This window comes from Kitasatospora sp. NPDC059973, from assembly GCF_042737525.1.
Classification (GTDB): domain Bacteria; phylum Actinomycetota; class Actinomycetes; order Streptomycetales; family Streptomycetaceae; genus Kitasatospora.
On sequence record NZ_JBHWUI010000019.1, the window covers coordinates 15,427 to 41,781 of the forward strand.

General features: G+C 73.1%; 24 protein-coding genes, 1 pseudogene and 1 riboswitch. Of the genes and pseudogenes, 15 read left to right on the top strand and 10 right to left on the bottom strand.

What is annotated here, in order from left to right:
- Positions 1-132 precede the first annotated feature (132 nt).
- The 5 genes from ACFWA9_RS08115 (at position 133) to ACFWA9_RS08135 (ending at position 4,903) form a co-directional block, all read left to right on the top strand.
- Positions 133-1,161 (top strand): ABC transporter substrate-binding protein, encoded by a 1,029-nt coding sequence (locus tag ACFWA9_RS08115; protein WP_380384554.1) that lies wholly within the window; start codon positions 133-135, stop codon positions 1,159-1,161.
- 116 nt (positions 1,162-1,277) lie between these two features.
- Positions 1,278-2,084 (top strand): ABC transporter permease, encoded by an 807-nt coding sequence (locus tag ACFWA9_RS08120; RefSeq protein WP_329492337.1) that lies wholly within the window; start codon positions 1,278-1,280, stop codon positions 2,082-2,084.
- A complete protein-coding gene (locus tag ACFWA9_RS08125) occupies positions 2,081-2,860 on the top strand; it encodes an ABC transporter ATP-binding protein (protein ID WP_380384462.1) in 780 nt (259 codons plus the stop codon). Before ACFWA9_RS08120 ends, ACFWA9_RS08125 begins: the two co-directional genes overlap by 4 nt.
- 56 nt (positions 2,861-2,916) lie before the next feature.
- Positions 2,917-3,822, top strand: coding sequence for an ABC transporter substrate-binding protein (locus ACFWA9_RS08130; RefSeq protein ID WP_352291142.1), 906 nt, complete (start codon positions 2,917-2,919; stop codon positions 3,820-3,822).
- 4 nt (positions 3,823-3,826) lie between these two features.
- A complete protein-coding gene (locus tag ACFWA9_RS08135) occupies positions 3,827-4,903 on the top strand; it encodes an LLM class flavin-dependent oxidoreductase (protein WP_329490573.1) in 1,077 nt (358 codons plus the stop codon).
- 249 nt (positions 4,904-5,152) lie between these two features.
- On the opposite strand, the gene ACFWA9_RS08140 is transcribed toward ACFWA9_RS08135, so the two are convergent.
- Complete coding sequence (locus tag ACFWA9_RS08140; protein WP_329490574.1) at positions 5,153-6,142, bottom strand: aldo/keto reductase; 990 nt, start codon at positions 6,140-6,142, stop codon at positions 5,153-5,155.
- Positions 6,143-6,560: 418 nt separating this feature from the next.
- Between ACFWA9_RS08140 and ACFWA9_RS08145 the strand changes: the two genes are divergently transcribed.
- From ACFWA9_RS08145 to ACFWA9_RS08165, 5 genes and pseudogenes are all read left to right on the top strand, one after another.
- Positions 6,561-7,580 carry an LLM class flavin-dependent oxidoreductase gene (locus tag ACFWA9_RS08145; protein ID WP_380384466.1) on the top strand — a complete coding sequence of 340 codons (1,020 nt, stop codon included), beginning with the start codon at positions 6,561-6,563 and terminating at the stop codon, positions 7,578-7,580.
- Positions 7,581-7,706: 126 nt separating this feature from the next.
- Positions 7,707-7,934, top strand: a pseudogene (locus ACFWA9_RS08150) (TetR family transcriptional regulator C-terminal domain-containing protein); the annotation flags it as partial.
- Between the two features lie 113 nt (positions 7,935-8,047).
- On the top strand, positions 8,048-8,698 hold the full coding sequence (locus ACFWA9_RS08155; protein ID WP_380384468.1) for a DUF4865 family protein: 651 nt from the start codon (positions 8,048-8,050) through the stop codon (positions 8,696-8,698).
- 11 nt (positions 8,699-8,709) lie between these two features.
- Entirely contained in the window at positions 8,710-9,126 is a 417-nt protein-coding gene (locus ACFWA9_RS08160) for a carboxymuconolactone decarboxylase family protein (RefSeq protein WP_380384471.1), read from the top strand.
- Positions 9,123-10,082 carry a phosphotriesterase gene (locus ACFWA9_RS08165; RefSeq protein WP_380384473.1) on the top strand — a complete coding sequence of 320 codons (960 nt, stop codon included), beginning with the start codon at positions 9,123-9,125 and terminating at the stop codon, positions 10,080-10,082. The genes ACFWA9_RS08160 and ACFWA9_RS08165 overlap by 4 nt, the downstream gene beginning before the upstream one ends.
- A gap of 708 nt (positions 10,083-10,790) precedes the next feature.
- Here the strand turns inward: ACFWA9_RS08165 and ACFWA9_RS08170 are convergent.
- From ACFWA9_RS08170 to ACFWA9_RS08180, 3 genes are all read right to left on the bottom strand, one after another.
- Positions 10,791-11,183 carry a hypothetical protein gene (locus ACFWA9_RS08170; protein ID WP_380384476.1) on the bottom strand — a complete coding sequence of 131 codons (393 nt, stop codon included), beginning with the start codon at positions 11,181-11,183 and terminating at the stop codon, positions 10,791-10,793.
- Positions 11,184-11,224: 41 nt separating this feature from the next.
- Positions 11,225-12,334: an FHA domain-containing protein gene (locus ACFWA9_RS08175; protein WP_380384479.1), complete on the bottom strand. Its 1,110-nt coding sequence runs from the start codon at positions 12,332-12,334 to the stop codon at positions 11,225-11,227.
- 160 nt (positions 12,335-12,494) lie between these two features.
- On the bottom strand, positions 12,495-13,259 hold the full coding sequence (locus ACFWA9_RS08180; RefSeq protein ID WP_380384482.1) for an SDR family NAD(P)-dependent oxidoreductase: 765 nt from the start codon (positions 13,257-13,259) through the stop codon (positions 12,495-12,497).
- Positions 13,260-13,666: 407 nt separating this feature from the next.
- On the opposite strand from ACFWA9_RS08180, the gene ACFWA9_RS08185 reads away from it, so the two are divergent.
- Complete coding sequence (locus ACFWA9_RS08185) at positions 13,667-14,287, top strand: TetR family transcriptional regulator (RefSeq protein ID WP_329490582.1); 621 nt, start codon at positions 13,667-13,669, stop codon at positions 14,285-14,287.
- A gap of 264 nt (positions 14,288-14,551) precedes the next feature.
- Positions 14,552-15,694, top strand: coding sequence for an alpha/beta hydrolase-fold protein (locus ACFWA9_RS08190; protein ID WP_352291151.1), 1,143 nt, complete (start codon positions 14,552-14,554; stop codon positions 15,692-15,694).
- A 69-nt stretch (positions 15,695-15,763) separates the two neighbouring features.
- Here the strand turns inward: ACFWA9_RS08190 and ACFWA9_RS08195 are convergent, their stop codons facing one another.
- The gene (locus ACFWA9_RS08195) at positions 15,764-16,093 is read right to left on the bottom strand and encodes a hypothetical protein (RefSeq protein ID WP_329490584.1); all 330 of its coding nucleotides are present in this window, start codon (positions 16,091-16,093) and stop codon (positions 15,764-15,766) included.
- Between the two features lie 445 nt (positions 16,094-16,538).
- Positions 16,539-16,662, top strand: a riboswitch (cyclic di-AMP (ydaO/yuaA leader).
- 4 nt (positions 16,663-16,666) lie between these two features.
- On the opposite strand from ACFWA9_RS08195, the gene ACFWA9_RS08200 reads away from it, so the two are divergent.
- Positions 16,667-17,938, top strand: a complete 1,272-nt coding sequence (locus ACFWA9_RS08200) for a hypothetical protein (protein ID WP_380384487.1) — start codon at positions 16,667-16,669, stop codon at positions 17,936-17,938.
- A gap of 121 nt (positions 17,939-18,059) precedes the next feature.
- On the opposite strand, the gene ACFWA9_RS08205 is transcribed toward ACFWA9_RS08200, so the two are convergent.
- Complete coding sequence (locus tag ACFWA9_RS08205; protein WP_380384490.1) at positions 18,060-18,638, bottom strand: hypothetical protein; 579 nt, start codon at positions 18,636-18,638, stop codon at positions 18,060-18,062.
- Positions 18,639-18,823: 185 nt separating this feature from the next.
- Positions 18,824-19,621 carry an IclR family transcriptional regulator gene (locus ACFWA9_RS08210; RefSeq protein WP_380384493.1) on the bottom strand — a complete coding sequence of 266 codons (798 nt, stop codon included), beginning with the start codon at positions 19,619-19,621 and terminating at the stop codon, positions 18,824-18,826.
- A 202-nt stretch (positions 19,622-19,823) separates the two neighbouring features.
- On the opposite strand from ACFWA9_RS08210, the gene aceB reads away from it, so the two are divergent.
- Together aceB and ACFWA9_RS08220 are read left to right on the top strand one after the other, a co-directional pair.
- Positions 19,824-21,476: a malate synthase A gene (gene aceB / locus ACFWA9_RS08215; protein ID WP_352295105.1), complete on the top strand. Its 1,653-nt coding sequence runs from the start codon at positions 19,824-19,826 to the stop codon at positions 21,474-21,476.
- A gap of 145 nt (positions 21,477-21,621) precedes the next feature.
- Complete coding sequence (locus ACFWA9_RS08220) at positions 21,622-22,008, top strand: gamma-glutamylcyclotransferase (RefSeq protein ID WP_380384496.1); 387 nt, start codon at positions 21,622-21,624, stop codon at positions 22,006-22,008.
- A gap of 227 nt (positions 22,009-22,235) precedes the next feature.
- On the opposite strand, the gene ACFWA9_RS08225 is transcribed toward ACFWA9_RS08220, so the two are convergent.
- The 3 genes from ACFWA9_RS08225 to pucL all read right to left on the bottom strand — a co-directional run bounded on the left by ACFWA9_RS08225 (position 22,236) and on the right by pucL (position 26,334).
- Entirely contained in the window at positions 22,236-23,621 is a 1,386-nt protein-coding gene (locus ACFWA9_RS08225; RefSeq protein WP_329490591.1) for an 8-oxoguanine deaminase, read from the bottom strand.
- A 69-nt stretch (positions 23,622-23,690) separates the two neighbouring features.
- Positions 23,691-25,154 (bottom strand): nucleobase:cation symporter-2 family protein, encoded by a 1,464-nt coding sequence (locus ACFWA9_RS08230; protein ID WP_380384500.1) that lies wholly within the window; start codon positions 25,152-25,154, stop codon positions 23,691-23,693.
- 265 nt (positions 25,155-25,419) lie between these two features.
- Positions 25,420-26,334 carry a factor-independent urate hydroxylase gene (gene pucL / locus ACFWA9_RS08235; RefSeq protein WP_329490592.1) on the bottom strand — a complete coding sequence of 305 codons (915 nt, stop codon included), beginning with the start codon at positions 26,332-26,334 and terminating at the stop codon, positions 25,420-25,422.
- Between the last annotated feature and the right edge of the window lie 21 nt (positions 26,335-26,355).

The window sequence follows — 26,355 nt, forward strand, 5'->3', positions numbered from 1 at the left end:
GCCGCCCCCACGCCGCCGCCCCGCCCGCGTCGCCGCTCTGTCCGCGTCTCCGTCCTGCCCCCCGTCGCCGTCCTGCCCCCTGCCGCTGTCCTGCCCTCCGCCGCGCCCGCCGGCCTGCCGATTCCCCTGGAGCTGACCGTGAAGACCCGCCGCCTCGCCCTCGCCGCCACCGCGTTGCTCACCACCACCGCCCTGGCCGCCTGCGGTTCGTCCGCCGGTGGCGCCAAGGCCTCCGCCGACGGGGGAGGCAAGGCCGAGGTGGTGCTGCGCCTGCCGGACCCGGGCAACAGCGGCTTCCTCGCCCTGGGCAAGAAGGACGGCTCCCTCGACCGGGCCCTCGCCGCCGTCCACGCCAAGGTCGCCTGGACGGGGAGCGCCGGCCCGTTCGCCCCCGCCGCCCAGGCGCTCTCCGCCGACCAGCTCGACGTCGCGCTGGGGTCGATCACCTCGGCCGTCGCCGCACTGGCGCAGAAGCCAGGCTTCAAGCTGTTCGCCCAGACGGCGCCGGACGGCGTGGGCGAGGGCATCCTGGTGAAGAACGACTCGCCCATCAAGACCGTCCAGGACCTGGCCGGCCGGAAGGTCGCGGTGAGCCAGGGTGGCACCAGCGAGTACCTGTTGCTCAAGGCCCTGGAGAAGAGCGGCGTGCCGGCCGACCGGGTCGAACGCGTCTACCTGCGCGCCGACCAGACCTCGGGCGTCTTCAACTCCGGCCAGGTGGACGCCTGGGCGACCTGGAACACCTTCTCCACCCCGTCGATCGCCAACTCCGGCGCGCACTTCCTGGTCAACGGCAAGGAGGTCGGCTCCGACAACTACGCGGTCTGGGCGGTGCGCAACGGCTTCGCCGAGAAGCACCCGGAGGTGGTCAAGGCCTTCTACGCCTACCTGCACGAGGGCGGCCTGAAGGAGAAGGCGGACCCGGCGGGCTACCTCAACGTGTTCACCGACTCCGGGCCGACCGCCGTCACCCCCGCCGAGAAGGAGATCGCGGTCGCCGTCACCCGGCAGAGCGCCACCGCCGATGTCATCACCGAGGCCGACACCGCCCGTTTCGCCACGGTGGCGGCGTTCTTCGCCGACCAGAAGGTCACCAAGCAGCTGGTCGACGTCAAGCCGTACCTGATCGACATCGCCACCCTCGCGGACGGTGCCAAGTGAGCACCGTGACCGACGCGCCCGCCGCCACCCGGGACGCCACCGGGGACGCCATCGGGGACGCTGCCGCCGGGCACGCCACCGCCGACGACGGCACCGTCGCGGCCCTCGAAGCCGGTCTGGTCGCCCCGCGCACCCGGCTGCCCGCGCCCCGCCCCCGCGCCGTCGCGCTGATCCTGCGCACCATCGGCCCGCTCGCCCTGCTCGGCGGCTGGGCGCTGGCCTCCGCCACGGGGGCGCTCACCCAGGACGTGCTCGCCTCGCCCGCCCAGGTCGCCGACGCGGTCGGCGAGCTCTGGGGCAACGGCCAGCTCACCGACGCGCTCACCGTCTCGCTCACCCGGGCCGGGCTCGGCCTGGTCTTCGGGGCCGGCGCTGGGCTGGTGCTCGGTGTCGTCACCGGGTTCTTCCGGCTGGGCGAGGAGCTGCTGGACTCCGCGGTGCAGGTCCTGCGCACGGTGCCGTTCCTCGCCCTGGTCCCGCTCTTCATGGTCTGGTTCGGCATCACCGAGACGGCGAAGATCGCCCTGATCGGGGTCGCGACCAGCTTCCCGATGTACGTCTCCACCTCCGGGGGCGTGCGCAACACCGACCGCAAGCTGATCGAGGCGATGCGCAGCTTCGGCCTCGGCCGCTGGGCGATCGTCCGCACCGTGGTGCTGCCCGGTGCGCTGCCCTCGCTGCTCTCCGGGCTGCGGCTGTCGATGACGCTCAGTGTGATCGCGCTGATCGCCGCCGAGGAGATCAACTCCACCGAGGGCATCGGCTATCTGATGGCCCAGGCGCAGAACTTCTCGCGCACCGACGTCCTCGCCGTCTGCATCCTGATCTACGGGCTGCTCGGCCTCACCGCGGACGGTGTGGTCCGCCTCCTGGAGCGCTTCCTGATGCCCTGGCGCAAGGCCACCCAAGGAGCGGGCCGATGAGCACCCCGACCACCACCGCCACCACCGCGGCCCCGGCCGCCACGGTGTCCCCGACCGCCGGCGCTGTCGCGGCCGAGGACGGCGCCCCCGCCGTCCACCTGCGCGGCCTGCGCCGGGTCTTCGGCACCCGGGCCGTCCTCGACGGGGTGGACCTCTCCATCGCCCGGGGCGAGTTCGTCGCCCTGCTCGGCGCCAGCGGAACCGGCAAGACCACCCTGCTGCGGATCCTCGGCGCCCTGGACAGGGCCGACGCCGGTACGGTGCTCGTTCCGCCGGTCCGCACGGTGGTCTTCCAGGAGCCCCGCCTGGTGCCGTCCAAGCGGGTGCTCGCCAACGTCACCGTCGGGCTGCCGCGCGGCGCCGCGACCCGGGAGACCGCCCTGCGGGCACTCGCCGAGGTCGGGCTGGAGAAGCACGCCGACGCCTGGCCGGCCACCCTCTCCGGCGGTGAGGCGCAGCGGGCGGCGCTCGCCCGGGCGCTCGTCCGGGAGCCGCAACTCCTGCTCCTGGACGAGCCGTTCGCCGCCCTGGACGCCCTCACCCGGCTACGGATGCAGGACCTGGTCGGTGACCTCGTCCGCCGCCACCGCCCGGCCGTCCTGCTGGTCACCCATGACGTGGAGGAGGCCGTCCGGCTCGCCGACCGGGTCGCCGTCCTGCGGGACGGCAGGCTGGTCCGCGACGAGCGGGTCGCCGTCGAGCGCCCCCGGGACCCGGCCGACCCGGCCTTCGCCGAGCTGCGCCGCCGCCTGCTCGCCGACCTCGGCGTCCACTGACCCCGCGCTCCGCATTCCCCACCCCCCAAGTCCCCGCCAGTACACCGGAGATCACCATGGCCATCACCCTCGGCGTCCACGCCAGCAACCCCTCGCTCTACTACCTCTCCCGGCTGGACCACCTGGCCGAGGAGCTGGCCCCGCTCGGTGAGACCGGCGTCTTCCACCACTACGCCGACGGCACCCGTACGGGCGCCCTGCTGGCCGACGGCACCATCGACTTCGGCGGCACCGGCTCCACCCCGCCGGTCACCGCCCAGGCCGCCGGACACGACCTGGTGTACGCGGCGGTCTCCGCTCCCCGCCCCGACCACGGTGCGCTGCTGGTGCTCGCCGACGGCCCGGTGGCCTCCGTCGCCGACCTCAGGGGCGGCACCGTCGTGCTGGCCGTCGGCTCCTGGCAGACGCACCTGCTGGCCAAGGCGCTGCACGCCGAGGGCCTCTCCTACGCGACCGACATCACCCCGGTCCGCCCGGCCGCCGACGAGGACCAGGCCCAGCGGCTGCGCGACGGCGAGATCCTCGGCTGGATCGCCCAGGGCGCTGAACTGGCCGCCGCCCGCCGGAGCGGGCGGTTCCGCGAGCTGATCCGCACCGGTGACGTCATCACCGACCGCTCGGTGTTCTTCACCCGCCGGGACTTCGCCACCGAGCGCCCCGAGGTGGTGGCGGCGATCGCGGCCGCGCTGCGCCGGGCCGATGCCTGGGTGGCCGCCCACCCGGCCGAGGCGGCCGCGATCGCCGCCGCCGACCTGGGCGGGGCGGTGGAGGACTGGGAGCAGGCGCTGACCGCCCTGCCGTGGCGGCTGGAGCCCGCCACCGCCGGGTTCGTCGCCGAGCAGCAGGAGGCCGCGGACATCTTCCACGGCGTCGGCTTCATCGACCGCGCGCTGACCGTCGCCGACGCCCATCTGCCCGCGCTGGAGGCCCCGGTGGCCGCCGCACTCGCCAAGGCGGTCTGACCCGATGGCCTCCGAAGTCCTCTGGTACATCATCCCGCGCGAGGGCCACTACCCCTGGGAGCCGGCCGGCCGACGCCCGGTCGACCTCCGCTACCTCCAGCAACTCGCGGGCAGCGTCGAGCGCCTGGGCTACACCGGCGCGCTGCTGGCGACCGACCTCTACGACGTCTGGGACCTCGGCAACGCGCTGGCCGCCGCCACCACCCCCGCGTTCAAGCCGTTGCTGGCCGTCCACCCCGGGCTCATCTCGCCCACCCTGCTGGCGAAGATGGCGCTCAGCTTCGACCACCTGCACGGCGGCCGGCTCCGGTTCAACGTCGTGAACGGCTCCACCGCGCAGCTGCGCGAGTACGGCCTGGACGTCGAACACGACGACCGGTACCGGCTGAGTGCCGAGTACTGGTCGATCGTCCGGCGCCTCACCTCCGGTGAAGTCTTCGACCACAAAGGCGAGTTCTACGACCTGAAGAACGCCGGCGCGAGCCTGCGCGAACTCGCTCCCGTCCAGCCGGGCGGCATCCCGCTCTGGTTCGGCGGCAGTTCGGCGGCCGGCATCGAGATGGCCGCCGAGCACGTGGACGTCTACCTGACCTGGGGCGAACCGCCCCAGCAGCTCCGGGAGAAGCTGGACCTGGTCCGCGAGCGCGCCGCCGCGTACGGGCGCACCCTGCGGATCGGCCTGCGGCTGCACCTGATCGTCCGCGACACCGAGGACGAGGCCTGGGCCGCCGCCGACCGGCTGCTCGACGTCACCAGCGAGGCCACCTACGCCCGGCAGCTCGGCGGGGCGACCGGTGAGGACGGGGTCGGCTGGCAGCGCCAGTTCCGCCAGCACGGGGGCCGAGTACCGGCGCGGGCAAGGGAGTTGGAGAGCCACCCGAACCTGTGGCCCGGGATGAGCCTGTTCCGCCCCGGCCCCGGTACGGCGGTGGTCGGTTCGACCGCCCAGGTGGTCGAGCGTCTCCAGGAGTTCGAGTCGCTCGGTGTGGACACCTTCATCCTCTCCGGCAACCCGCTGCTCGAAGAGGCGCACCGGGTCGCCGAGACGGTGCTACCCGCGCTCGGCGTGGGCCGCCGCTAGCGGAGGGGCGAAGGTGCCCGGCAGGACGGGGAACGGCACCGGCGAGGTCAGTGCCAGCTGTCGGGCGAAGCGCGCGAGAGTGCGCAGGAGGAGCGTCCGCACGGGGACTCCAGGGTCTCGAAGGACGTGTGCGGACGGTACAACGCCCGAAGTCCCGGCAGGTCACGTGGTGTCGCCCGAGGAAGCTCGGGGCGGCACTGTACGGACTGCCGGGACTTCGGGACTGCCGGATCAGGCGGCTGAAACGGCTCAGCGGCTGAGCGCGTCGATCTCCGCGAGGTCCTCGGCGGTCAGCGGGCCGCCGTTCAGCGCGTCGATGTTCTGGTCGAGCTGGGCGACGCTGCTCGCGCCGATGATCACCGATGCCACCCGGTCGTCGCGGAGCACCCAGGACAGCGCCAGCTGGGCGAGGGTCTGCCCGCGCCGCTCGGCGACCTTGTTCAGTGAACGCAGCTGCTCCAGCTTCGGGCCGGTCAGCGCCTCCTTGTTCAGGAACCGCCCGACCGACATCCGCGACCCGGCGGGCACCTCACCGGAGAGGTAGCGGTCCGTCAGCAGCCCCTGGGCGAGCGGGGAGTAGGCGATCAGGCTGGTCCGGGTGTCGCCGACCGCGTCCAGCACCCCCTCCTCCACGGAGCGGTCGAGGATCGAGTACGCGGACTGGTTCAGCAGGACCGGGGTGCCCAGCTCGCGCAGGATCGCGACGGCCTCCCGGTGCTGCTCGGCCGGGTAGTTGGAGATCCCCGCGTACAGGGCCTTCCCCGAGCGGACGGCCGAGTCCAGCGCGCCCATCGTCTCTTCGAGCGGGGTGTCGGGGTCGTGGCGGTGCGAGTAGAAGACGTCCACGTAGTCCAGGCCCATCCGGCCCAGCGACTGGTCCAGGCTGGCCAGCAGGTACTTGCGGCTGCCGCCGTCGCCGTACGGGCCGGGCCACATGTCCCAGCCCGCCTTGCTGGCGATGAACATCTCGTCCCGGTACGGGCGGAAGTCCTGCGCGAACAGGTAGCCGAAGTTGCGCTCGGCGCTGCCGTACGGCGGGCCGTAGTTGTTCGCCAGGTCGAAGTGGGTGACGCCCCGGTCGAAGGCGCGGCGCAGCACCGCTCGCTGCACCTCCAGCGGCTGGGCGTCACCGAAGTTGTGCCACAGGCCGAGCGAGACGGCGGGCAGCTGGACGCCACTGCGGCCGGCCCGGCGGTAGGTCATCGAGGCATAGCGGTCATCCGCGGCGAGGTACGTCATGCCGGACATCCTGCCAGGACCGTCGCCCCGATCAAGCTCTTGCCCCGCCCCTGACCGGTGCATATGCTCGCGGTGGATCGTATGGGTGCGAGGCGAAGGGGAGCCGGTATGACCATCTGCGCAGCTCTCCCGCGCTGTTGTCGCCCCGTCCGCGGCACGCGCTGACGCCGCCGCCGCCGCCCAAGCTCCTCTCCCGCCGCCGCTCCCGACCCGCCGCCGTTCCCGTGTGAGCGCGATCGGCCCCTGGACGCGGGGCCGCCGGGGCCCGGGCGCGCCGCACCGCCGCCCCCCCCCCCCGGGATCCCCGTTCCTCCCGGATGCCCGTTTCCCTCCGGACCCCCGGACCTCCCCGGTGGATCCCCGCCGAGCGCCGGCGCACCCCGCCGAGCGACACCGAACGCCCTACAAGGAGACCGCCATGCGGTTCACCGTCTCGTCCCTCGTCTCCAACGGACCCGACCCCGTCACCGGAGTGCGGCGCACGACCTACGAGAAGCTGCACAACGTCATCGACCAGGCCGTCACCGCCGAACGGCTCGGCTTCGACGGCTACGGCGTGGGGGAGCGGCACGGCGAACCGTTCCTCTCCCCGGCGCCCCCCGTGCTGCTCAGCGCCATCGCCGCCCGCACCTCCACGATCCGGCTCTTCACCACCGTCACGGTGCTCAGCATCCTGGACCCGGTCCGGGTCGCGGAGGACTACGCGGTGCTCGACCAACTCTCCGGCGGCCGCCTCGAACTGATCATCGGGAAGGGCAACGACCCGCGCCACTTCGACCTGTTCGGGCTGCCGGAGGACCGCCAGTGGGACGCGCTGGCCGAGAACTACGCACTGCTGCACCGGCTCTGGCGGGAGGAGAAGGTCAGCTGGGAGGGGAGCACCCGCCCGCCGCTCAGGGAGGTCACCACCTCGCCGCGTCCGTACCAGGACCCGATCCCGGTCTGGCACGGCAGCGCGACCAGCGAACAGTCCACCGACCTCGCCGCCCGCTTCGGGGACCCGCTGTTCTCCGCCAACTCCTTCCATCCGCTGGCCAAGTACAAGGCGCTGGTCGACCACTACCGCGAGCGCTGGGAGCACTACGGCCGCGACCCCAAGGACGCCCGGGTCGGGACGAGCTTCGGCGGCCTGTTCGTCGCCAGGCGCTCGCAGGACGCGATCGAGGGCTTCCGCCCGTACTGGGACGCCCTGCTCGGCTCGGCGGCCGGCCGGCACAACAACTCGCCGTTCGAGTCGCTGGAGGACGCGCTGGAGCGCGGCTCGGCGCTGGTCGGCAGCCCGCAGCAGGTGATCGAGAAGATCCACCGCTATCACGAGGCGTTCGGCAACGAGGTGGTGGGCATCGGCGTGGACGCCCTCACCGAGGACGTCCAGCACGAGCAGCTGGAGCTGTTCGCCGCCGAGGTCGCCCCGGTGATCCGCCGCGAGCTGCCCTGACCGGCGACCCCGCGCGCACCACCGTCACCCGGTGAGGCTCTCGCTTCCCGGGGCTCCGGCAGCGGCCGTCGCGGTTCTGTACCTACTGGTATGTACATTGGACGTACCAGTAGGTACAGTCGCCGCATGGCCACGGCAACCCAGGACGTCATCGCCGACCCGCGGCCGCGCGCCCCGGTCGAGGCGACCTTCGACCGGCCGTGCGACCGGCTCGCCGAGGTGATCGCCGAGGGACAGGCCGCCGGTGAGCTCGCTCCCGGCGCCGACCCGGCCGACACCGCCGCGGCCGTGGTCGCCGTCGTCCAGCGCGGCTACGTGCTCGCCCGCGCCGCCGGTACGGCCGAGCCGTTCGACCGGGCCGTCCGGGGCGCCCTCGGGCTGCTCGCCGCGTACCGCACCGGCCAAGACCGCCTGCCGGCCGAGGTGAGCCGCCCCGCCCTGCCCGAAGCCCCCACCAGGAGCCCGACGTGCACGCCATGCAGTACGAGATCACCCTCCCCGCCGACTACGACATGGGGATCATCGACCGGCGGGTCGCCGAGAAGGGCCACCTGCTCGACGCCTACCCCGGCCTCGGCCTCAAGGCGTACCTGGTGCGCGAGCGCGGCCGCGACGACTCGCCCGTCCACCAGTACGCCCCGTTCTACCTCTGGCGGACCGCCGAGGGCATGAACAGCTTCCTCTGGGGCCCGGGCTTCCGGGGCCTGAGTGCCGACTTCGGCCGTCCGGCCGTCCGGCACTGGCTCGGCGCCGGTCTGCGCCACGGAGGTCCGCGCCACGAAGGTCCACGCCACGAAGGTCCGCGCCGGGACGGACCGCCGCGCGGCGGTCTGCTGCGCGGCGACGCGGACGGGTCCGCCGGCTTCGCCAGCCGCCACCTCGAACCACTCCCGGACGGCGCCGACCCGGCCGAGGCCGTCGAGGCCGCCCTCGCGTCCCTGCCCGACCACCCGGCGCTGCACACGGCGGCCGTCGCCGTCGACCCCGACCGCTGGGAACTGCTGCGCATCGCGCTCTGGAGCGGCCCGGTCCCGGAGGACGCCCCGGGCACCCGCTACCGGGTGCTGCACCTGTCGACCCCCGAACTCGACCGGCTGCCCGCCGGCCGCCACTGGTGAAAGGACCCCCCGTGAACCCCGCCGACCTCGTCCCCGCCCCGCTCGACCGCGCCGCCGGCTACGCGCTCCTGGACGAACTCGCCGGGCCGCAGACCCAGGCCGCCACCCTGAACGGCCTGGACGCGCTGGCGCCCGGCTTCGCCGACTGGATCGTCACCAGCCTCTTCGGCGGCACCTACCAGCGGCCCGGACTGGCGCTGCGCGACCGCCAGGTGGCCAACCTGGCCGCGCTCACCGCCCTCGGCGGGGTGGAGCCGCAGCTCGCCGACCACGTCCGCAACAGCCTGCGGGTCGGGCTGAGCAGAGAGGAGATCACCGAGGTGCTGGTCCACCTCGCGCCCTACGTCGGCGTGCCCAAGGCCCTGGCCGCCCTGCGGGTGGCGAAGACCGCCTTCGCCGAGGCGGAGACCGGGGGCCGGGCCGCGTGAGTGCTCCTGTCGACAGTGCCGCCGAGGTTGCCGCCGGCGCCGGGGGCGGCGCCGTCCGCACCGTTCTGGGTGACCTCGACCCGGCCGAGTTCGGCGTCTGTGACGCCCACGACCACCTGTTCCTGCGCAGCCCCCGGCTGCCCGGCGAGGAACTCGACGACCCGGCGGCCGCCGAGCGGGTGCTGCGCGACTTCGCGGCGGCCGGCGGCCGGGCGATGGTCCAGTGGACCCCGCACGGCATGGGCCGCGGCGCCTTCGCGCTCCCCGGTCTCGCCCGCGCGACCGGCGTCCACCTGGTCGCGGCCACCGGCCTGCACCAGGACGTCCACTACGACCCGCAGTGGCTGGCCGAGCGCTACGAAGGGCTCGCCGAGCTGTTCACCGCCGAGCTGACCACCGGTCTGCGCGCCGCGCCCGCGGGCGTCCGGGCCGGACTGATCAAGGTGGCGGGCGACTACCACGGCCTCGGCCCGCACACCCGCCGGGTGATGGCGGCGGCGGCCGAGGCGCACCACGCCACCGGCGCGCCGATCGCCGTCCACCACGAACTCGGGACCGCCGCCTCGGACGTCCTCGACCTGCTCTGCGGGCAGCACGGCGTGCCGGCCCACCGGGTCATCCTCGGCCACCTCAACCGGCTGCCCGACCTGCGGCTGCACCGGCACCTCGCCGGCTCCGGCGCCTACCTGGCCCTGGACGGTCCCTCCCGGGCCCATCACGCCACCGACCACCACCTGTTCGACACCGTCGCCGCGCTGGTCGAGGCCGGCCACGCCGACCGGCTGCTCCTCGGCGGTGACACCACCACCCGCACCGCCCGGCACAGCCCCGGACCCACCCACCTGCTCACGGCCGTCGCTCCGCGCCTGGACCGCGAGTTCGGCCCGGACCTGGCCCGACGCCTCCTCGTCACCAACCCCGCCCAGGCCCTGACCGTCCGCTGGGCGGCCCACTGAGCGCTCCGCGCCGCCGGGCCGCGGTGGTGCACTGAGCGCTCTGCGCCGCCGGGCCGGAGTGGCTGCCACCTCGGCCCGGGCCGACCTGCCGGGCCGTGGTGGTGCGCGGTCCGAGCCGATGGCAGGTGCACCGGCTGTCCTGCGGGCTGCTCACCGACCCGCTGGGCCGTCTGCCCGACGGCGGCTCGCTCGGCCGGGGTTCGGTTGGGCTGGCCGGTGGGTCGGGCGAACCATTGCCGACGGCGGTCGGCTCCTGGGCCGTTCGCTGGTGGCCTCAGGCCGACGGGGCCCACTCGGCCGGGGTTCGGTTGGCCGGGGTTCGGTTGGGCTGCCCGGTGGGTCGGGCAGACCGATGCCGGTCGCGGCGAGGGCGTCGGCCGTCTCGGGGGCGTTCGTCGAGGGCTGGTGCTGCCGGGCGGGTGGGGGCCGGCGGGTTCGGCGCAGCCGTCTGGAGCACCGCGCCGTTCGTCTGGGCGGAGTGCGGTCCGCGTAGACCGGTCAGGGCTGCGGGGGAGTGCGCTGGTCGTCCCGGCGGCCGTGTGCTGCGGGCCAGGAAGTGCCGCGCTGGCGCGTATCCGGGGCCGGGGCCTGCTGCCGGGCGGGCGGGGAGCGGCTCGGCGGACCGGTACGGGCTGCGCCGTCCCCGGGCCGACCGCTGAGGACCGGGCGGTGCCGCGTTGGCGGGCGTCCGCCCGGCCGGGGGCCGGGTCAGCCGCCGAGTGCCCGGAGGATCGGCTGTCCCAGTGCGCCGAGCCAGCCCGCCAGGGCCGAGAGGGGCCCGAGCAGGCCGGTACCGGCGGCGACGAGTGCGCCGGCCGAGCCGAGCAGGCGGGTGATCCTGGTGAGCCGGCCCGCGACCGCCTCGCGGTCCGGCTCCGGTCGCGCGACCTCCGTGTCCAGCGCGTCGAGCTCGGTCCGGACCTCGGGGGCGACCGCGGGGGGCAGCTGCGCCCGCTCGGCGGCGGAGCGGAGTTCGTCGACCAGCGCGCGGACGTCCTGCCCGGCCGCCGTGAAGTGGCCCGTCTGGCCGCCCCGGACCGTCTGGTCACCGGCGACGTTGTTGATCACGCCGCCCTGCTGGTTGCCGATGTTGAAGACCATGGCGTCCCTCCGGGGAGTCGGTCCTTGGACGCTGGGGAGTCTCAGCGGGGCGGTGGCGCCTGGAGCCGCTGCGCTTCCGCCGACTCGAAGCGCCGCCGACGGGAGGTGGCCACGATGTGCAGGACGATTCCGACGAGGACCAGAACACTGCCGATCGCGGCCGCCCCGAAGCCGATGGCGCCCACCGGCATACCGCCGATCTCCGGGCCGAGGACGTTGGGCACGGTCAGGTCGGGGCTGTCGGTGTTGGCCGCGTCGTTGGTCTCGGCGATGAAGCGGATGATCGCCCAGCCGTAGACCGCGCCGCCGACCACGAAGAGCAGGAAGCCCGCCACCACCAGGTGCCGCGCCCTGGTCCGGGTGGCCGCGATCTCGCGGAAGAAGCTCTCCCGCCGGGCCTGCGTGACGTAGTTGTACTGGTCACCCGCGACGTTGCTGAGGTTGCCCGCCTGCTGCTGCCCCACCTCGAACCCGCGCTCCGCCCCGTACGGCGGTGCCGCCGGGCGGTCGGGCGGCCCGGGCGGTGGCGGGCGGCGGCCCGGCGGGGGCGGCCGCGCCGACGGGTACTGCGGCGGCGGAGGGTACTGGTGTGGTGGGTACTGCTGCTGCTGCTGCGCCGACGGCGGCACGAGCGGACCGCGCAGCCCGCGCGGCTGCTCCTGCGGTTGCCGGTACTCCTGGCGTTCCTGGTACTCCTGGCGGCCCTGGTGCTCCGACGGCTCCGGCTGGAGCGGCAGCGCGGCGGTCCGGGTGACATCGGCGGGCCGCTCCGCCGGGCTCTGCGCCGGGTCCCCCGTGCCGGGGCCGGGAAGGATGGCGGTGTCGGCCTCCCACGGGTCCTCGTAGTGCACCTCGAAGGGGCCGAAGTCCAGGACGTCCCCGGCGTGCAGCTCCTCCTGTCCGTGCACCGGGTGGCCGTTGAGCCGGGTGCCGTTGGTGGAGGCCAGGTCCTCGACGGTGGTGTGACCGGCCGACCGCTGCACCACGGCGTGGCGCCGGCTGACGCCGGGCTCGCCCACCCGGATCTGGCAGGTGGCGTCCCGGCCGACGAGCAGCGGCCGGTCGGTCAGTTCGAAGACCTCGCCCCGGAGCCGGCCGGGGGTGTCGACGACGAGACGGGGTAAGGCTTGTTCCCGCGACGGTGAGCTCATGGCACGGCCTCCTGCCGGGCGGGCTGCTGAACCACCGGCGGCGGCGACACGGTGCGGCGTCCGTCCGCCGGCTCGGGTGCCCTCACCTCCAGTAAAGGCCACCTCGGCGCCCCGGGACAGCCCCAGGGCCCCCCGGGTCGGCCCGCCGTCCGATCGGGGGTCACATGTGAGTGCCGCCGTCGATCCGGATCTCGGTGCCGGTGACGAAGGCGCCGTCGTCCGAGGCCAGCATGGCGATCACGCCGGCCACCGTCTCCGGCCCGGCGAAGCCCTGGCCGAGCGCGGGGGAGAGCTTGGCGAGCAGGCTGAAGTCGGCGTCGGCCGGCAGGCCCGGGTTGTTGGTCATGCCGCTGTCGATGCTGCCCGGGGCGACGCAGACCGCGCGCAGTCCCTGCTTGGCGTACTCCGAGGCGATCGCGTGGGTGAACGACTGGATGCCGCCCTTGGTCGCGGCGTACGCGGCCATGTAGGGGTGCGCGAAGGTCGCGGAGGTGGAGCTGAAGTTCACCACCACGCCCCGCCCACCGGCGAGCAGGGCCGGCAGCGCCTCGCGGGTCATCAGGAAGGTGCCGGTCAGGTTGACCGCGATCAGCGTGTTCCAGAACTCCAGGCTGGTCTCGTGGGTGTGCGAGGAGCGCAGGATGCCGGCCGCGTTGACCAGGACGTCGAGCCCGCCGAGTCCGGCCACCGCCTCGGCCACGCCCGCGCGGACGGCGGCCTCGTCCGAGATGTCCACGACCGAGGTCGTCAACCGGTCGGCGGTCCCGTCACCGGTCGCCCGGTCCAGGGTGACCCTCAGGCCGTCCTCGTTGACGTCGACCGCGACGACCCGCCCGCCCTCGGCGAGGATCCGGTGCACGGTGGCCTGGCCGATGCCCGAGCCGCCGCCGGTGATCAGGACGTTCCGTCCGCTGAAGCGCTCCATGGTGGTTCTCCGTTCGTTCGTGGTCTCGCGACCTCGATTGACACGGTACGCCGAAGTGGCACATCGTGCCAATAAGTCGTGACGGGCCAAAGTGGCACGACGTGCCATGCCGGTTCGGCTCGACGGTCATACCGCTGACCGCCCGGTGCGGAACGCCGCCGAGGCGCGCCCGCGCCACCACGGCACGCCGCGCCACCTGGGCGTGTCACGCCACTTTGACGCGACACGCCACCACGGCACGCCGCGCCATCCGTGCGTGTCACGCCGTCCTGGCACAACACGTCACCCCGACACGTCCCGCCACCTGGGCGTGCCGCGCCACTCCGGCGCGACACGCCTTCCTGGCGCAACACGCCATCCCGGCACGTCGCGCCACCGGGTGCGTCGGTCCGCGTACGCTGAGTGCCGTGATCGGACGCCCCACCCTGAACCAGCGCCGCCGTGACACCACCCGGCTGGAGATCGCCCGTACCGCCGCCGCGCTCTTCGCCGAGCGCGGGGCCGAGGCGACCACCGCCGAGGAGATCGCGCTCGCCTCCGGCATCTCGGTGCGCACCTTCTACCGCTACTTCTCCGTGAAGGAGGACGCCGTCGCCCCGCTGCTGGCGGCCGGCGGCCGGCGGTGGGTGCTGCTCTTCGCGGAGAGCTCGGCCGATCTGCCGGTCCGCGAGGCGCTGGAGCGTTCGGCGGTCGAGTCGCTGACGCCCACCGACACCCCGGGCGTGGAGGCCATGCACTGGACCCGCGACCTGCTGCGCGATCCCCGGCTCGACTCGGTCTGGCAGCGGGTGCACGCCGACTCGGAGGAGCGGCTGCGCGCGGTGCTCACCGCCCGCTGCCCCCGGGGCACCGACGAGCTGGAGATCCGGCTCGCGGCCGCCGCCGCGACCACCGCCATCCGGGTGGCCCTGGAGGAGTGGGCCTTCTCCGACGCCCCCGCCGCCGGGCCCGGTTCGCCCCAGGAACTGGGCGCCCGGTGCATGCGCGAACTGACCGCCGGCCTGCGCCTCTGGAGCAGCGTCAGCTGAGGCGACCTCAGCCCGGCCCACCCGCCACAGCGCCCGTCACTCCGCTCGTGCCAGCCCGCTCTCCCGCGGTCCCGGCACCGCCCCGGCCGCCATACCCGCTGGTCGGCGGGTCCACGGGGGCCCGGCGGACCGCTAGGGTTGTTGATCGCGCCTCGGCGGTGGCTTCCGTGGTGGACGGGGGAACCGGGGCGGCCGTTCCGGTTGTCCTGACAGTTGTCCTGACAACGGGGGCGGGGGAGTTCGAGGCGTGGGAGCAAGTAGGACATGGGTCTGACGAGCCACAAGGTGCTGGCGCTGACCGTATTGATCGCCGTCGTGATGATGGCCGGCACGGTCTGGCTGTGGCCGAGACTGTCGAAGACGACCTGGCAGGCGGTGCTCGGCCGGATCGGCGCGCTGCTCGCCACCCAGCTCACCGTGCTCGCCGCGCTGGGCCTGGTGGCCAACAACTACTTCGCCTTCTACAGCAGTTGGGACGATCTGCTCGGCACCGGCGACAACGGCCCGGTCGTCATCCAGAACAAGGCGGACGCCTCCGGGCGCCTCCAGGTGGAGACCATCGGGCACGCGTCGGTCCAGGGCGGCGGGGCGCTCGGTCGCGACCCCAAGCAGTCCGGCGAGATCCGCGAGGTCCGGATCGACGGCGCCGGCACCCGGCTCTCCACCGACGGGTACGTCTACCTGCCGCCGCAGTACTTCCAGCCGGAGTACGCGCAGAAGCAGTTCCCGGCGGTGATCGTGAGCACCGGCTTCCCCGGGATCGCGAAGAACCTGGTGACCCGGCTGAACTACCCGGGCGCGGCGCTCAAGCTGCTCCAGGAGGGTCGGATGCAGCCGACCGTGATGGTGCTGATGCGCCCCTCGCCCGCACTCCCGCAGGACACCGAGTGCGAGGACATCCCGGGCGGCGCGCAGTCGGAGACGTACTTCACCAAGGACGTCCCGGCCGCGATCCAGGCGACCTACCGGGTCTCCTCGGACCCGCAGGCCTGGGGCTTCATGGGCAACTCGACCGGCGGCTACTGCGCCCTCAAGCTCGCCATGCGGCACCCGGAGGTCTTCCCGACCGCCGTCTCGCTCTCCGGCTACTACCAGGCCGCCGACGACCCGACCACCGGCGACCTCTTCCGGGGCAGCCAGCAGCGTCGCAACGAGGCGGACCTGATGTGGCGGCTGAAGAACCTGCCGCAGCCCGAGGTGTCCGTCCTGCTGGCCGGGACCAGGGAGGGCGACGGCGACTACCGCCGGGACACCGAGGCCTTCGTGGCGGCCGCGCACGCGCCCATGAAGGTCTCCTACAGCATGATGAAGACCGGCGGCCACAACTTCGAGACCTGGAGCAGGCTGCTGCCGTCCTCGCTGGAGTGGCTCTCCCAGCACCTCAAGGTGCCGAGCCACACGGTCTGACCACCGCCGGGCCCGCCCGCCCGGCCAGCACGCCCGGATACCAGCGCGCCCGGCGGCCCCGGACCGGTCTCAGGCCACCGGCTCCAGCGTCCCGGTGTGCAGCTCGCCGACCCGGCCGCCCTCGCCCTCGTACGTCCAGAACGCGCGCACCGTCAGCCTGCCGAGGTCCATCACGTGGCTGACGGTGATGCCGCTCTGCTCGGTCCAGCTGACGAAGTACAGCTCCGGCCCGATCTCGGCGATGTGCAGCGCGACGTCCTCCCACTGGCCCGCCGACTCGCCGAGGCCCTCCCAGCGCAGCCGCTTGCCGTCGGGCGAGTAGGCGTTGCGGAAGGCCGCGCCGTTGTCGACCTGGAAGAGGTAGGTACGGCCGGCGAAGGCGGGCAGGGGCGCGGTCATGGCGGAGCGGGTCCTCGTCTCTCGTCTGTGCGGTACGGCTGGACTCCCAACCTATCCGACCGGCCGACCTTCGCGGCGGACATGCGGGCACCCGGCCACGGAGCGGACACCGGGCCGGCGCCGCGCCCACCCCGGCCGGACCTCCGCCACCCGCTCGCCGGCCCGCCGCCGACCCCCTCGGCCGCCCCGGCCGCCGTCCCGCCCCCGCCCCAGGCCCCGCCCCGCCCCGCCTCCAACTGATCAACTTCCCCGGTGACTTGATCCACTCCGGACGGCTCCCACTGTGAGCTGCGCGACAACACCCCCTGTCGGCTTGTCGACATTCGAGCGGCCTGCCTAGCATGCACGAGTCCGTCTTCGCGGACCCCGCCGTCGGGACGCCGAGTCCTGTCCACCCGCCGGTCGGCAGTCGAGCACCGCAGCGGACGGGAGCGGGGGACCCAGGTCAGTGCCCGGCCCACGCGCCCGCGCGTGCGGACCGAGGCTAGGGGTGAAGCCGCTCCCACAGGCGGCCGGGCAACCTCAGCCCGAACCCGACAGCTCACCTCGCAGGCGTCTACAGAGGACACCGCCATGCAGAAGCCTGCCCGGCGCGCGACGCCGCGCCACGCCCGCCCCTCCCACCGAGGCTGCAAGGCCGCCTTCGCCGCCACCGGAGCGCTCGCCATCAGCGGCGCCGGCCTGCTCGGCGTCCCGGCGCTCACCGGCGCCCAGGCGGCCACCGCGCCGACCGTCACCCAGGACCGGCTCGCCCCGGCCACCATGGTCGCGGGCAAGGCCACCACGGCCGCGCTGACCGTCCACTCCTCGTCCTGCTTCACGGCCAGGACCGTCGGGGTCGGCGTCCGCGACGCGGCCGGGCGCAACCTCGACTTCCCCGGCAACGTCTCCAACGCGCAGATCTGCCCCAGCGGCCTGTCGATCACCACCGGTGCCCGCACCCTGCCCGCCGGGACGTACACCCAGTTCGGCTTCTGGCAGGACCTCGGCGGTGCCTGGCACAACCTGCCCTCGCGCCAGCTCGCGGTCTCCGACGCGACCGTCGCGCCCACCCCGAGCCCGACCGCCACCCCCAAGCCCACCCCGACGCCGACGTCGACGCCCACCCCGACGCCCACCGCGACCGCCACCCCGTCGACCCCGGCCACCGGCGCCCCGGTCGCCGGGAAGTCGCTGACCTGGTCGGACGAGTTCAACGGCCCGATCGCCTACGGTTCGCGCTGGACGGGCGACAAGAGCAGCGCCTACCACTACGGCAACCACAACCCGGACGACAACAAGCTCGACTGGTTGAACAAGAACAACGTCTCGGTGGCCGGCGGCGTTGCCACCTTCACCGCCAAGCCGGGCGCCAACACGCTGGAGAACGGCAAGAAGTCCTGGGACACCGGGCTGCTCACCACCGAGTACTCCAGCGAGGGCTTCCAGGTGAAGACCGGCGACTACGCCGAGACCCGGGTCAAGCTCCCCGCCGGTACGGGCGCCTGGCCGGCCCTGTGGACCTGGAAGAACGGCAACGGGGAGATCGACTCCTTCGAGTACCACCCCGACAACCCGAACCTGCTGGAGCTGACCAACCACGTCAACCCGGGCCACCTGTACTACACCGACGCCAAGGCGATCGCGAAGGACGGCTGGGTCACCATCGGCACCCACTACGGCGCCACCTCGGTCGACTGGTACGTCAACGGCACGAAGGTGTTCTCGGACGGCAAGGGCGTCGGCGCCAACTGGTCCGCGTACCTGATCCTCAACCTGTCCCTGAGCGCCGGGCAGTACCACGCCGCGCCGCAGGGTACGGCCCCGATCACCTTCGCCGCGGACTACGTCCGGGTCTACCGCTAGGCCCCGTCCCGCCGGGGGCCCGCCGGGCGTGATCGCCGGGCCGGGCCCGGGGCGGAACGACCCGGGCCGTACCGTGCTGGGCCGTCCTGGCCCAGCACGGTACGGCCCGGGCCGGCCCGGTTCAGCTCCGGGCGGTCTGCACCACCGGGATCTCGAACGGCTGCTTGTTGTTCGCCTCGTTCCGGTCGTCGTCGCTGCGCACCGCGACCCAGCCTCCGGTCAGAGTGCCGGGTGCCGGGAGGTCGGCCGCCAGCCGTACCGGGATCAGCGCCGTGGCGCTCCGGAACTTCGGCAGCCCGGCCGGGAAGACACAGCGCACCCGGTGGCCGTTCTGGAACACGGAGCAGTCTTCCGGGAAGAACGGGCCCTCGGGGGTCACACCCTCCGGCAGGGTGATCACCACGGTGAACGGCGAGGCCGTCCGGTCCGGGCCGAGATTGCCGATGAAGGCGTGCACCGTGGTGGTGCCGCCGGGCGCGGCGGCGTCCGGGTCGATCCGGACCACCTGGAGGTCGGAGTCGGACGGGGCCGGTGCCGCGGCGGGCACCTTGGCCGGCGCCGTGGCCCCGGCGCCGGCCGCCGGGTCCGGCTCGGCCACCGGGCAGGTGGCCCACGCGGGCCCGGCGGCCAGCGCCGTCACCGCGCACCCCACCGTCAGTGCCCTGCCGAGGAAACTGCGAACGGACCTTCTGTGCGACATCGTCGCTCACCCTGCCCTCTGCGTTCCGGCGGCCGGCACCGTCGCGGGCCGCGTCCGCACCAGCGTGACCGACCCGCCCGCCGCCGCCGGGACGCCCCGCCCTCGGGCCGCTCGAACGGGCGAACCCCCGTTGGGGGAGCCGGGTGGTCCGACGACCCGTACGGACGAACTCCGGTGACGGCGGGTCAGGGGGCGAGGACCTGCCCCAGCCGGGCCGCGATCTGGTGCATCACGGGGACGAGCGAGGCCGCGCCGGCCTGCTCCTCCAGCGCCCGGATCCGGGCCACCGGGCCGGAGACGGAGAGCGCCGTCGGTGTCGGCGCGCCGGGTACCGCGAGCGCGATGCAGCGCACCCCGATCTCCTGCTCCTGGTCGTCCACCACGTAGCCGCGCTCACGCGCCTGCGCCAACTGGACCAGCAGCTCCTGCGGGTCGGTCACGGTGTAGGAGGTGTGCGCCGGCAGCGGGTTCGGGCCGAGCACGGCCCGCGCCTCCTCCTCGGGCAACTGGGCCAGCAGCGCCTTGCCGACGCCCGTGCAGTGCGGCTGCACCCGGCGGCCGACCTCGGTGAACATCCGCATCGAGCGCCGCGACTGCACCTGCCCGACGTACACCACCTCGCCGCCCTCCAGCACGGCCAGGTTCGCCGTCTCGCCGGTGGCCTCCATCAGTTCGGCCAGGTAGGGGCGGGCCCAGCTGCCGAGCAGTCGCCCGGCCGTCTCGCCGAGCCGGATCAGTCGGGGGCCCAGGGTGTAGCGGCGCGCGGTGTCCTGGCGGACATAGCCCTGCTGCACGAGGGTACGAACCAGGCGGTGGATGGTGGGCATCGGCAGCCCGGAGGAGGTGGAGAGCTCACTGAGCGTCGCCACGCCGCCGGAGTCGGCCAGCGCCTCCAGCAGCAGGAAGGCGCGCTCGACGGACTGCACGCCGCCGCTCGCGCGGTCCGGACCCGTCGTCGATGCTGTGTCGGGGGTCGCAACCACCGGCGTTCCCTTCGCTGTCGGGGGAGGAGTAGAGTCCCAGCGATCACCTCAACAAACCGTTGAAATTCTGTATCGCGGAAACTAGTCTCCACCTTACAGAATCGAACCCTCCGACAGGTGGGGTTTCCCCTCGGTTCAGATCAAGGACGTTCCCACCGGAACTGCCTTCGCCATGCTCAACCGTCTTAGGAGTGTCCTGCTCATGGCTACAGATCAGGGACCCGCCGGCGCCTCCCCCGCCGCTCCGGTCGTCACTGTCGCCGGTCCGCGAGTCCACCGGGCCGAGGAGGTGCTCACTCCGGAGGCGGTCGCCTTCGTCGTCGGCCTCCACCGCGCGTTCGAGGACCGCCGGCAGGAGCTCCTGGTGCGCCGCAGGACCCGCCGTGCCGAGATCGCCGAGGCCGGCACCCTGGACTTCCTCCCCGAGACGGCCGCCGTGCGGGCGGGCGACTGGACGGTGGCCGAGGCCCCCCGCGCCCTCCAGGACCGCCGGGTCGAGATCACCGGCCCCACCGACCGCAAGATGGTCATCAACGCCCTCAACTCCGGCGCCCGGGTCTGGCTGGCGGACTTCGAGGACGCCACCTCGCCGACCTGGGAGAACGTGGTCGGCGGCCAGATCAACCTGATCGACGCCTTCGAGGGCCGGATCGACTTCACCTCCTCGGCCGGCAAGGCCTACACCCTCAGGCCGGCCGCCGAGCTGGCCACCGTCGTGGTCCGCCCGCGCGGCTGGCACCTGGACGAGAACCACCTGCTGGTCGACGGCCGGCCGGTCGCCGGGGCCTTCCTCGACTTCGGCCTCTACTTCTTCCACAACGCGGCGCGGCTGCTCGCGCGCGGCGCGGAGGACCCGAACTCCGGCCCCTACTTCTACCTCCCGAAGACGGAGAGCCACCTGGAGGCCCGGCTCTGGAACGACGTCTTCACCCACGCCCAGGCGGCGCTCGGCATCCCGCACGGCACCGTCCGGGCCACCGTGCTGATCGAGACCATCACCGCGGCGTTCGAGATGGAGGAGATCCTCTACGAGCTGCGGGACCACGCCGCCGGGCTCAACGCCGGCCGCTGGGACTACCTGTTCTCGATCGTCAAGAACTTCCGCGACGCCGGCGAGCACTACATCCTGCCGGACCGCAACTCCGTCACCATGGCCTCCCCGTTCATGGCCGCCTACACCCGGCTGCTGGTGCAGACCTGCCACCGGCGCGGCGCGCACGCGATCGGCGGGATGGCCGCCTTCATCCCCAGCCGCCGCGACCCCGAGGTCAACGCGGCCGCGCTGGAGAAGGTCAGGGCCGACAAGGACCGCGAGGCCGGCCACGGCTTCGACGGCTCCTGGGTCGCCCACCCGGACCTCGTCCCGGTCGCCCGTGCCTGCTTCGACGCCGTCCTCGGCGAGCGCCCGAACCAGAAGGACGACCCGGGCCCGGCCGAGCCCGTCACGGCCGCCCAGCTGCTCGACATCGCCGGCGCCGGCGGCCACTGCACCCACGCCGGCCTGCACAACGCCGTCCAGGTCGGGGTCCGCTACATCGAGGCGTGGCTGCGCGGCCTCGGTGCCGTCGCCATCTTCAACATGATGGAGGACGCCGCCACCGCCGAGATCTCCCGCTCGCAGATCTGGCAGTGGATCCACAACGGCGTGGTGCTCTCCGACACGGGCGAGAAGGCCACCGCCGACCTGGTGCGCCGTCTGGTGGCCGAGGAGCTCGCCGCGCTCCGGGCCGAGCTGGGCGACGAGGCCTACGCCGGTGGGCGCTGGCGCGAGGCCGCCAAGCTCTTCGAACAGGTCGCCCTGGCCGAGGAGTTCGCGGACTTCCTGACCCTGCCCGCGCTGCCCCTGCTGGGCTGAGTCCAATCTATCCGCGCGTGCGCCCGCTGCCGCCTGCCGGCTTGTAGCAGTCGCCGCGCCCCATTGCTCCGTTCCGTACGGCGACGAATCCAGCTGTCCTCATCGTCGCCGTGCGGAACGGCCGTTTCCGGAGGCATCGATCCCTGTGGCACGCATCTTCTTCAACGGCCAGGCCATGGTCGGCGGCCCCTTCCACCCCTCGGTGGCCGACGCGCTGGTCGGCCCGGTCCGCACCGCGCCGGGCTACCGCTTCTTCTCCATCCGGGACGTCTGCCCCGGACTGCTCGCCGACCCGTCCGTCGACACCGCCATCGAGGGCGAGCTGTACGACATCACCCTCGAACACCTGCGTGACGTGATCCTCCCCGGCGAGCCCCGTGAACTCGAACTCGGCGTCATCACGCTGGCCGACGGCTCGCCCTGCCTCTCCATGCTGCTCGCCCGCGGCGAGGCCGACCGCGGCGTCCACCGCGAGATCACCCGCTACGGCGGCTGGCGCCGCTACCTCGCCACCCTGGGCCGCACGGCCTGACACCCCCACCACGCCCGGAGGGCCTGCGCTGACCGGCGCAGGCCCTCCGTCGTGTCCGGGCCCCGATCGGGCCGGCCCGCCGACGCGGAGGGGCCGCCTCCGCCCGGGCACGCCACAGCCCCGGACCCTCGCCGTGGGTCCGGGGCTGGGGTCCGTGCGCCGTCCTGAGCGGTGGCGCACGGAGTCCGGGTGACGCACCGTCCCTGGGCGGCCCGGAGTTCAGGGGGTTACACGGGGCGGGCGGCGAGCTCCTTGGCGGCGCGGGCGCAGGCCTGCGCGATCCGGTCCTCGTTCACCGTGGTCAGCTGCCCCTTCTCCACGACGGCGTTGCCGTTGACGAAGAGGGCGGCCAGCGGCGGCAGGGCGCCGAGGGTGAGCGCGGCGACCGGGTCGGCGATCGAGGAGTGCATGATGCCGTCGATCTTCCACAGCGCGAGGTCGGCCAGCTTGCCGGCCTCGATCGAGCCGATCTCGTTCTGCCGGCCGAGCACCCGGGCGCCGCCCATGGTGCCGAGGCGCAGCGCCTGGCGGCCGGTGAGCGCGGTCGGGTAGCCGTGCAGGCGGTTGATCAGCAGCGCGTTGCGCAGCTCGGTGCCCAGCTCGCCGGACTCGTTGGAGGCGGTGCCGTCCACTCCCAGGCCGACCGGGACGCCGGCCTTCAGCATGTCGGGGACGCGGGCGATGCCGGCGGCGAGGCGGGCGTTGGAGGACGGGCAGTGCGCGACACCGGTGCCGGTCTCGGCGAACTTGGCGATGTCCGAGTCGTTCATGTGGACGCAGTGCGCCATCCAGACGTCCTCGCCGAGCCAGCCCACCGACTCGAAGTAGTCGGTCGGGCCCATCCCGAACAGCTCCTTGCAGAACGCCTCCTCCTCGGCGGTCTCGGAGCCGTGGGTGTGCAGCCGGACGCCCTTGCGGCGGGCCAGCAGGGCGGCCTCGCGCATCAGCTCGGTGGAGACCGAGAAGGGCGAGCAGGGCGCGATGGCGATCTGCAGCATCGCGTCGGAGGAGGCGTCGTGGTACTTGTCCACGGCCGCCTCGGAGGCGATCAGGATCTCCTCGGTGTTCTCGACCGCGTGGTCCGGCGGCAGGCCGCCGTCCTTCTTGCTGCGGTCCATGGAGCCGCGCAGCGCGGTGAAGCGCATGCCGAGCTCCTGGACGGCCTCGATCTCGGCGCCGAGGATGTCGCCGCCGTCCTTCGGGAAGACGTAGTGGTGGTCGGCGGCGGTGGTGCAGCCGGACTTGAGCAGTGCGGCGGCCGAGCCCTGGGCGGCGGCGTGCACGAGCTTGTCGTCGATCCGGGCCCAGGTCGGGTAGAGGGCGACCAGCCAGTCGAAGAGGATGTTGTCCTGGGCGAGCCCGCGGGTGATCCACTGGTAGAAGTGGTGATGGGTGTTGACCAGGCCGGGGGTGACGAGGTGGCCCTCGCCGTTGATCCGGCGTACCACGTTGTCCAGCCACTGCGGGGCGGGGCCGTCGCCGACCGACTCGATCCTGTTGCCGAGGACGACCACGTGGCCGCGGGCGTACTCGGTGTCGTTGGCGTCGACCGTCGCGATCGCGACGTTCTCGATCACGATCCGCTGGTCGGCGGGTGGGGGCTGGACTGCCATGGTGTTACTCCTATGGGGGAGGGTTGACGAGGAGCGCGCGATGAGCGGCACGCGCCCCCCGTCAACCGGTCAGGACGGTGTCGCCGTCGGCACCGTCGTGGCGGGGTTCCCGTCGGCCGGCGACCGGCGGGCGACCCCGACGTGGTGGAAGAGCAGGTTGAGCAGGACGGCCATCACGCTGCCGGCCGATATCCCGGAGTGCAGCAGGGTGCGGACGGCCTCCGGGAAAGCGTCGTAGAAGGTCGGTACCGCGATCGGTATGATCCCGACCCCGAGCGCGACCGACACCAGGATGGTGTTCGAGCTGGACTCCATGCCGGCCTCCGCGAGGGTGCGGATGCCGCTCGCCGCGACCGTGCCGAAGAGCACGATCCCGGCGCCGCCCAGGACGGGCTGCGGCACCAGCGAGACGACCGACCCGAGCACCGGGAAGAGCCCGAGCAGGATCAGGATCCCGCCGCCGGCCGCGACCACGAAGCGGCTGCGGATCTTCGTCAGCGCCACCAGCCCGATGTTCTGGGCGAAGGCACTGGCGGCGAAGCCGTTGAAGACCGGGCTCAGCGCGGTGGCCAGGCCGTCCGCCCGCAGGCCGGCGGCGAGGGTGGCCTCGTCGGCCTGACGGTCGACGATCTTGCCGAGCGCCAGCATGTCGGCGGTGGACTCGGTCATCGAGACCACCATGACGATGCAGAGCGAGACGATCGCGGCCGCGTCGAACACGGGGGCGCCGAAGTGAAACGGGGAGGGGAGCGCGAAGACCTTCGCGTCCTGGACCGCGCCGAAGTCGGCCAGGCCCAGCGGGAAGGCGAGCAGGGTGCCGAACGCCAGCCCGACGAGCAGCGAGAGCTGCTGCCAGAAGCCGCGCAGCAGCCGGTTGCAGAGCACCACCGCGAGGAGGGTGATCGCGGCGAGGCCGATGGCCCGCATGGAACCGAATCCCGGGGCGCCCGGCGATCCGCCGCGCGCCCAGTTCACCGCCACCGGCAGCAGGGACACCCCGATGAGGGTGATCACGGTGCCCTGGACGACCGGTGGGAAGAACCTGATCAGCTTGCAGAAGTACGGCGCCGCGAGGAAGCACAGGAGCCCCGCGACGATCACCGCTCCGAAGATCACCGGGAGGGCGTCCTTCGGTCCGTGCTCCTTGGCTATGGCGATCATGGGCGCGACGCCCGCGAACGAGACGCCGTTCACGAACGGGAGCCGCGCGCCGATCTTCCAGATGCCGAGGGTCTGCAGGAGGGTGGCCAGTCCGGCGGTGAACAGGCTGGCCGAGATGAGCAGGGCGAGTTCGGTGGGGGAGAGCCCCACGCCGGCGCCGACGATGAGTGGAGGAGCGACGACTCCCGCGTACATCGCGGCGACGTGCTGCAGACCGGTGGAGACCAGCTTCACCGTCGGCAGCATCTCGTCCACGGGGTGGACTCCCGGCCCGGAAGGGGTGTCGGGGAGGTGGGTTGACACACCGTCCGGACCGGGTGGTCTTTCCGGGGTGGAACCGCCGTCTGTGGTGCGGGTGGAACGGAGTGCCATGTCGAGCCCCTCTTGTGCCCTGGCTCTCGGCGCGCCCGCGGCGCTGGAGATCCCCCGAGGGCGGGACGGCGGAGCAAGGATCCCTCGGGACGCTTCTCCAGCACCCCGGGCCGGCCGCCGTGAGGCGGGCACGATCTCCGGTGGGTGGGGGGTGGAGAAACTGCTGGTGCAGGAGTTGCGGGTACTGCGAACCGTCCGGTGCCGGCCGGCCGTGGGAGGCCGGGGGGTGCGGTGGTGCCGGACGGGGTCCATGGGTGGGGAGCGGTCAGGCGACCGGGATCACCGGAACGACGCCCTCGCGGTGCACGGTGCCCTCGATCAGGCCGTACATCCGGTCGGCGGCGTAGTAGACCTCGTTGTCGTTCTTGAGGCCGAACGGCTCCAGGTCGACCAGGAAGTGGTGCTTGTTGGGCAGCTCCAGGCGGACCTCGTCCACCTCGGCGCGGTTGTTCAGGACCCGGGTGCCCATCGAGTGCAGGGTCTGCTGCAGCGAGTAGGAGTAGGTCTCGGCGAAGGCCTCCAGGAGGTGGCGCCGCACATGGGTGTAGGAGCGGTTCCAGTTGGGCTGGGGCTCCTCGTCCCGGCCGTCGAAGCCGTACTTCCAGCGGGCCGTCACCTGGGTGGCGAGGATCCGGTCGTACGCCTCCTGGAGGGTGGTGTACTTGTCCTTGATGTAGCCCCAGAACTCCGAGTTGGTGGAGTTCATCACCACGAGGTCCTTGAGGCCCGAGATCACCTGGACGGTCTCACCGTCGTAGACGACCTCGCAGGTGCGGGTCTCGCCGCCGTTGCGGACGAACGAGTGGCCGACCTCCTCCGAGCCGATGAAGCGCGCGGAGTTGTCCGGGGTCTTGATCCGGTCCCAGGTGTACTCCTCGATCCGGATCCGGGCCCGGTGGATCGGCTCGTTGTTGTCCACGAAGTGCTTCGCCAGCGTGATGCCGAACTGCTCCGCGGACTCGATCCCGTACTCCTTCGCGAAGGCGAAGACGGTGTTCTTGGTGGTGTCGGTGGGCAGGCAGTTGGCGTTGGAGCCGGTGAGGTGGACGTCGTCGAGGTCGCCGGAGAGGGCGACCGAGACGTTCAGGTCCTTGATCTCGTGACGGGTGCTGTCACGGTAGACGCGGACGATGCGGTTCTCCGCCTTGCCGTACTGGTTCTGACCGAGCACGTGGGCCATGACAGGCTCCCAATCAATCAA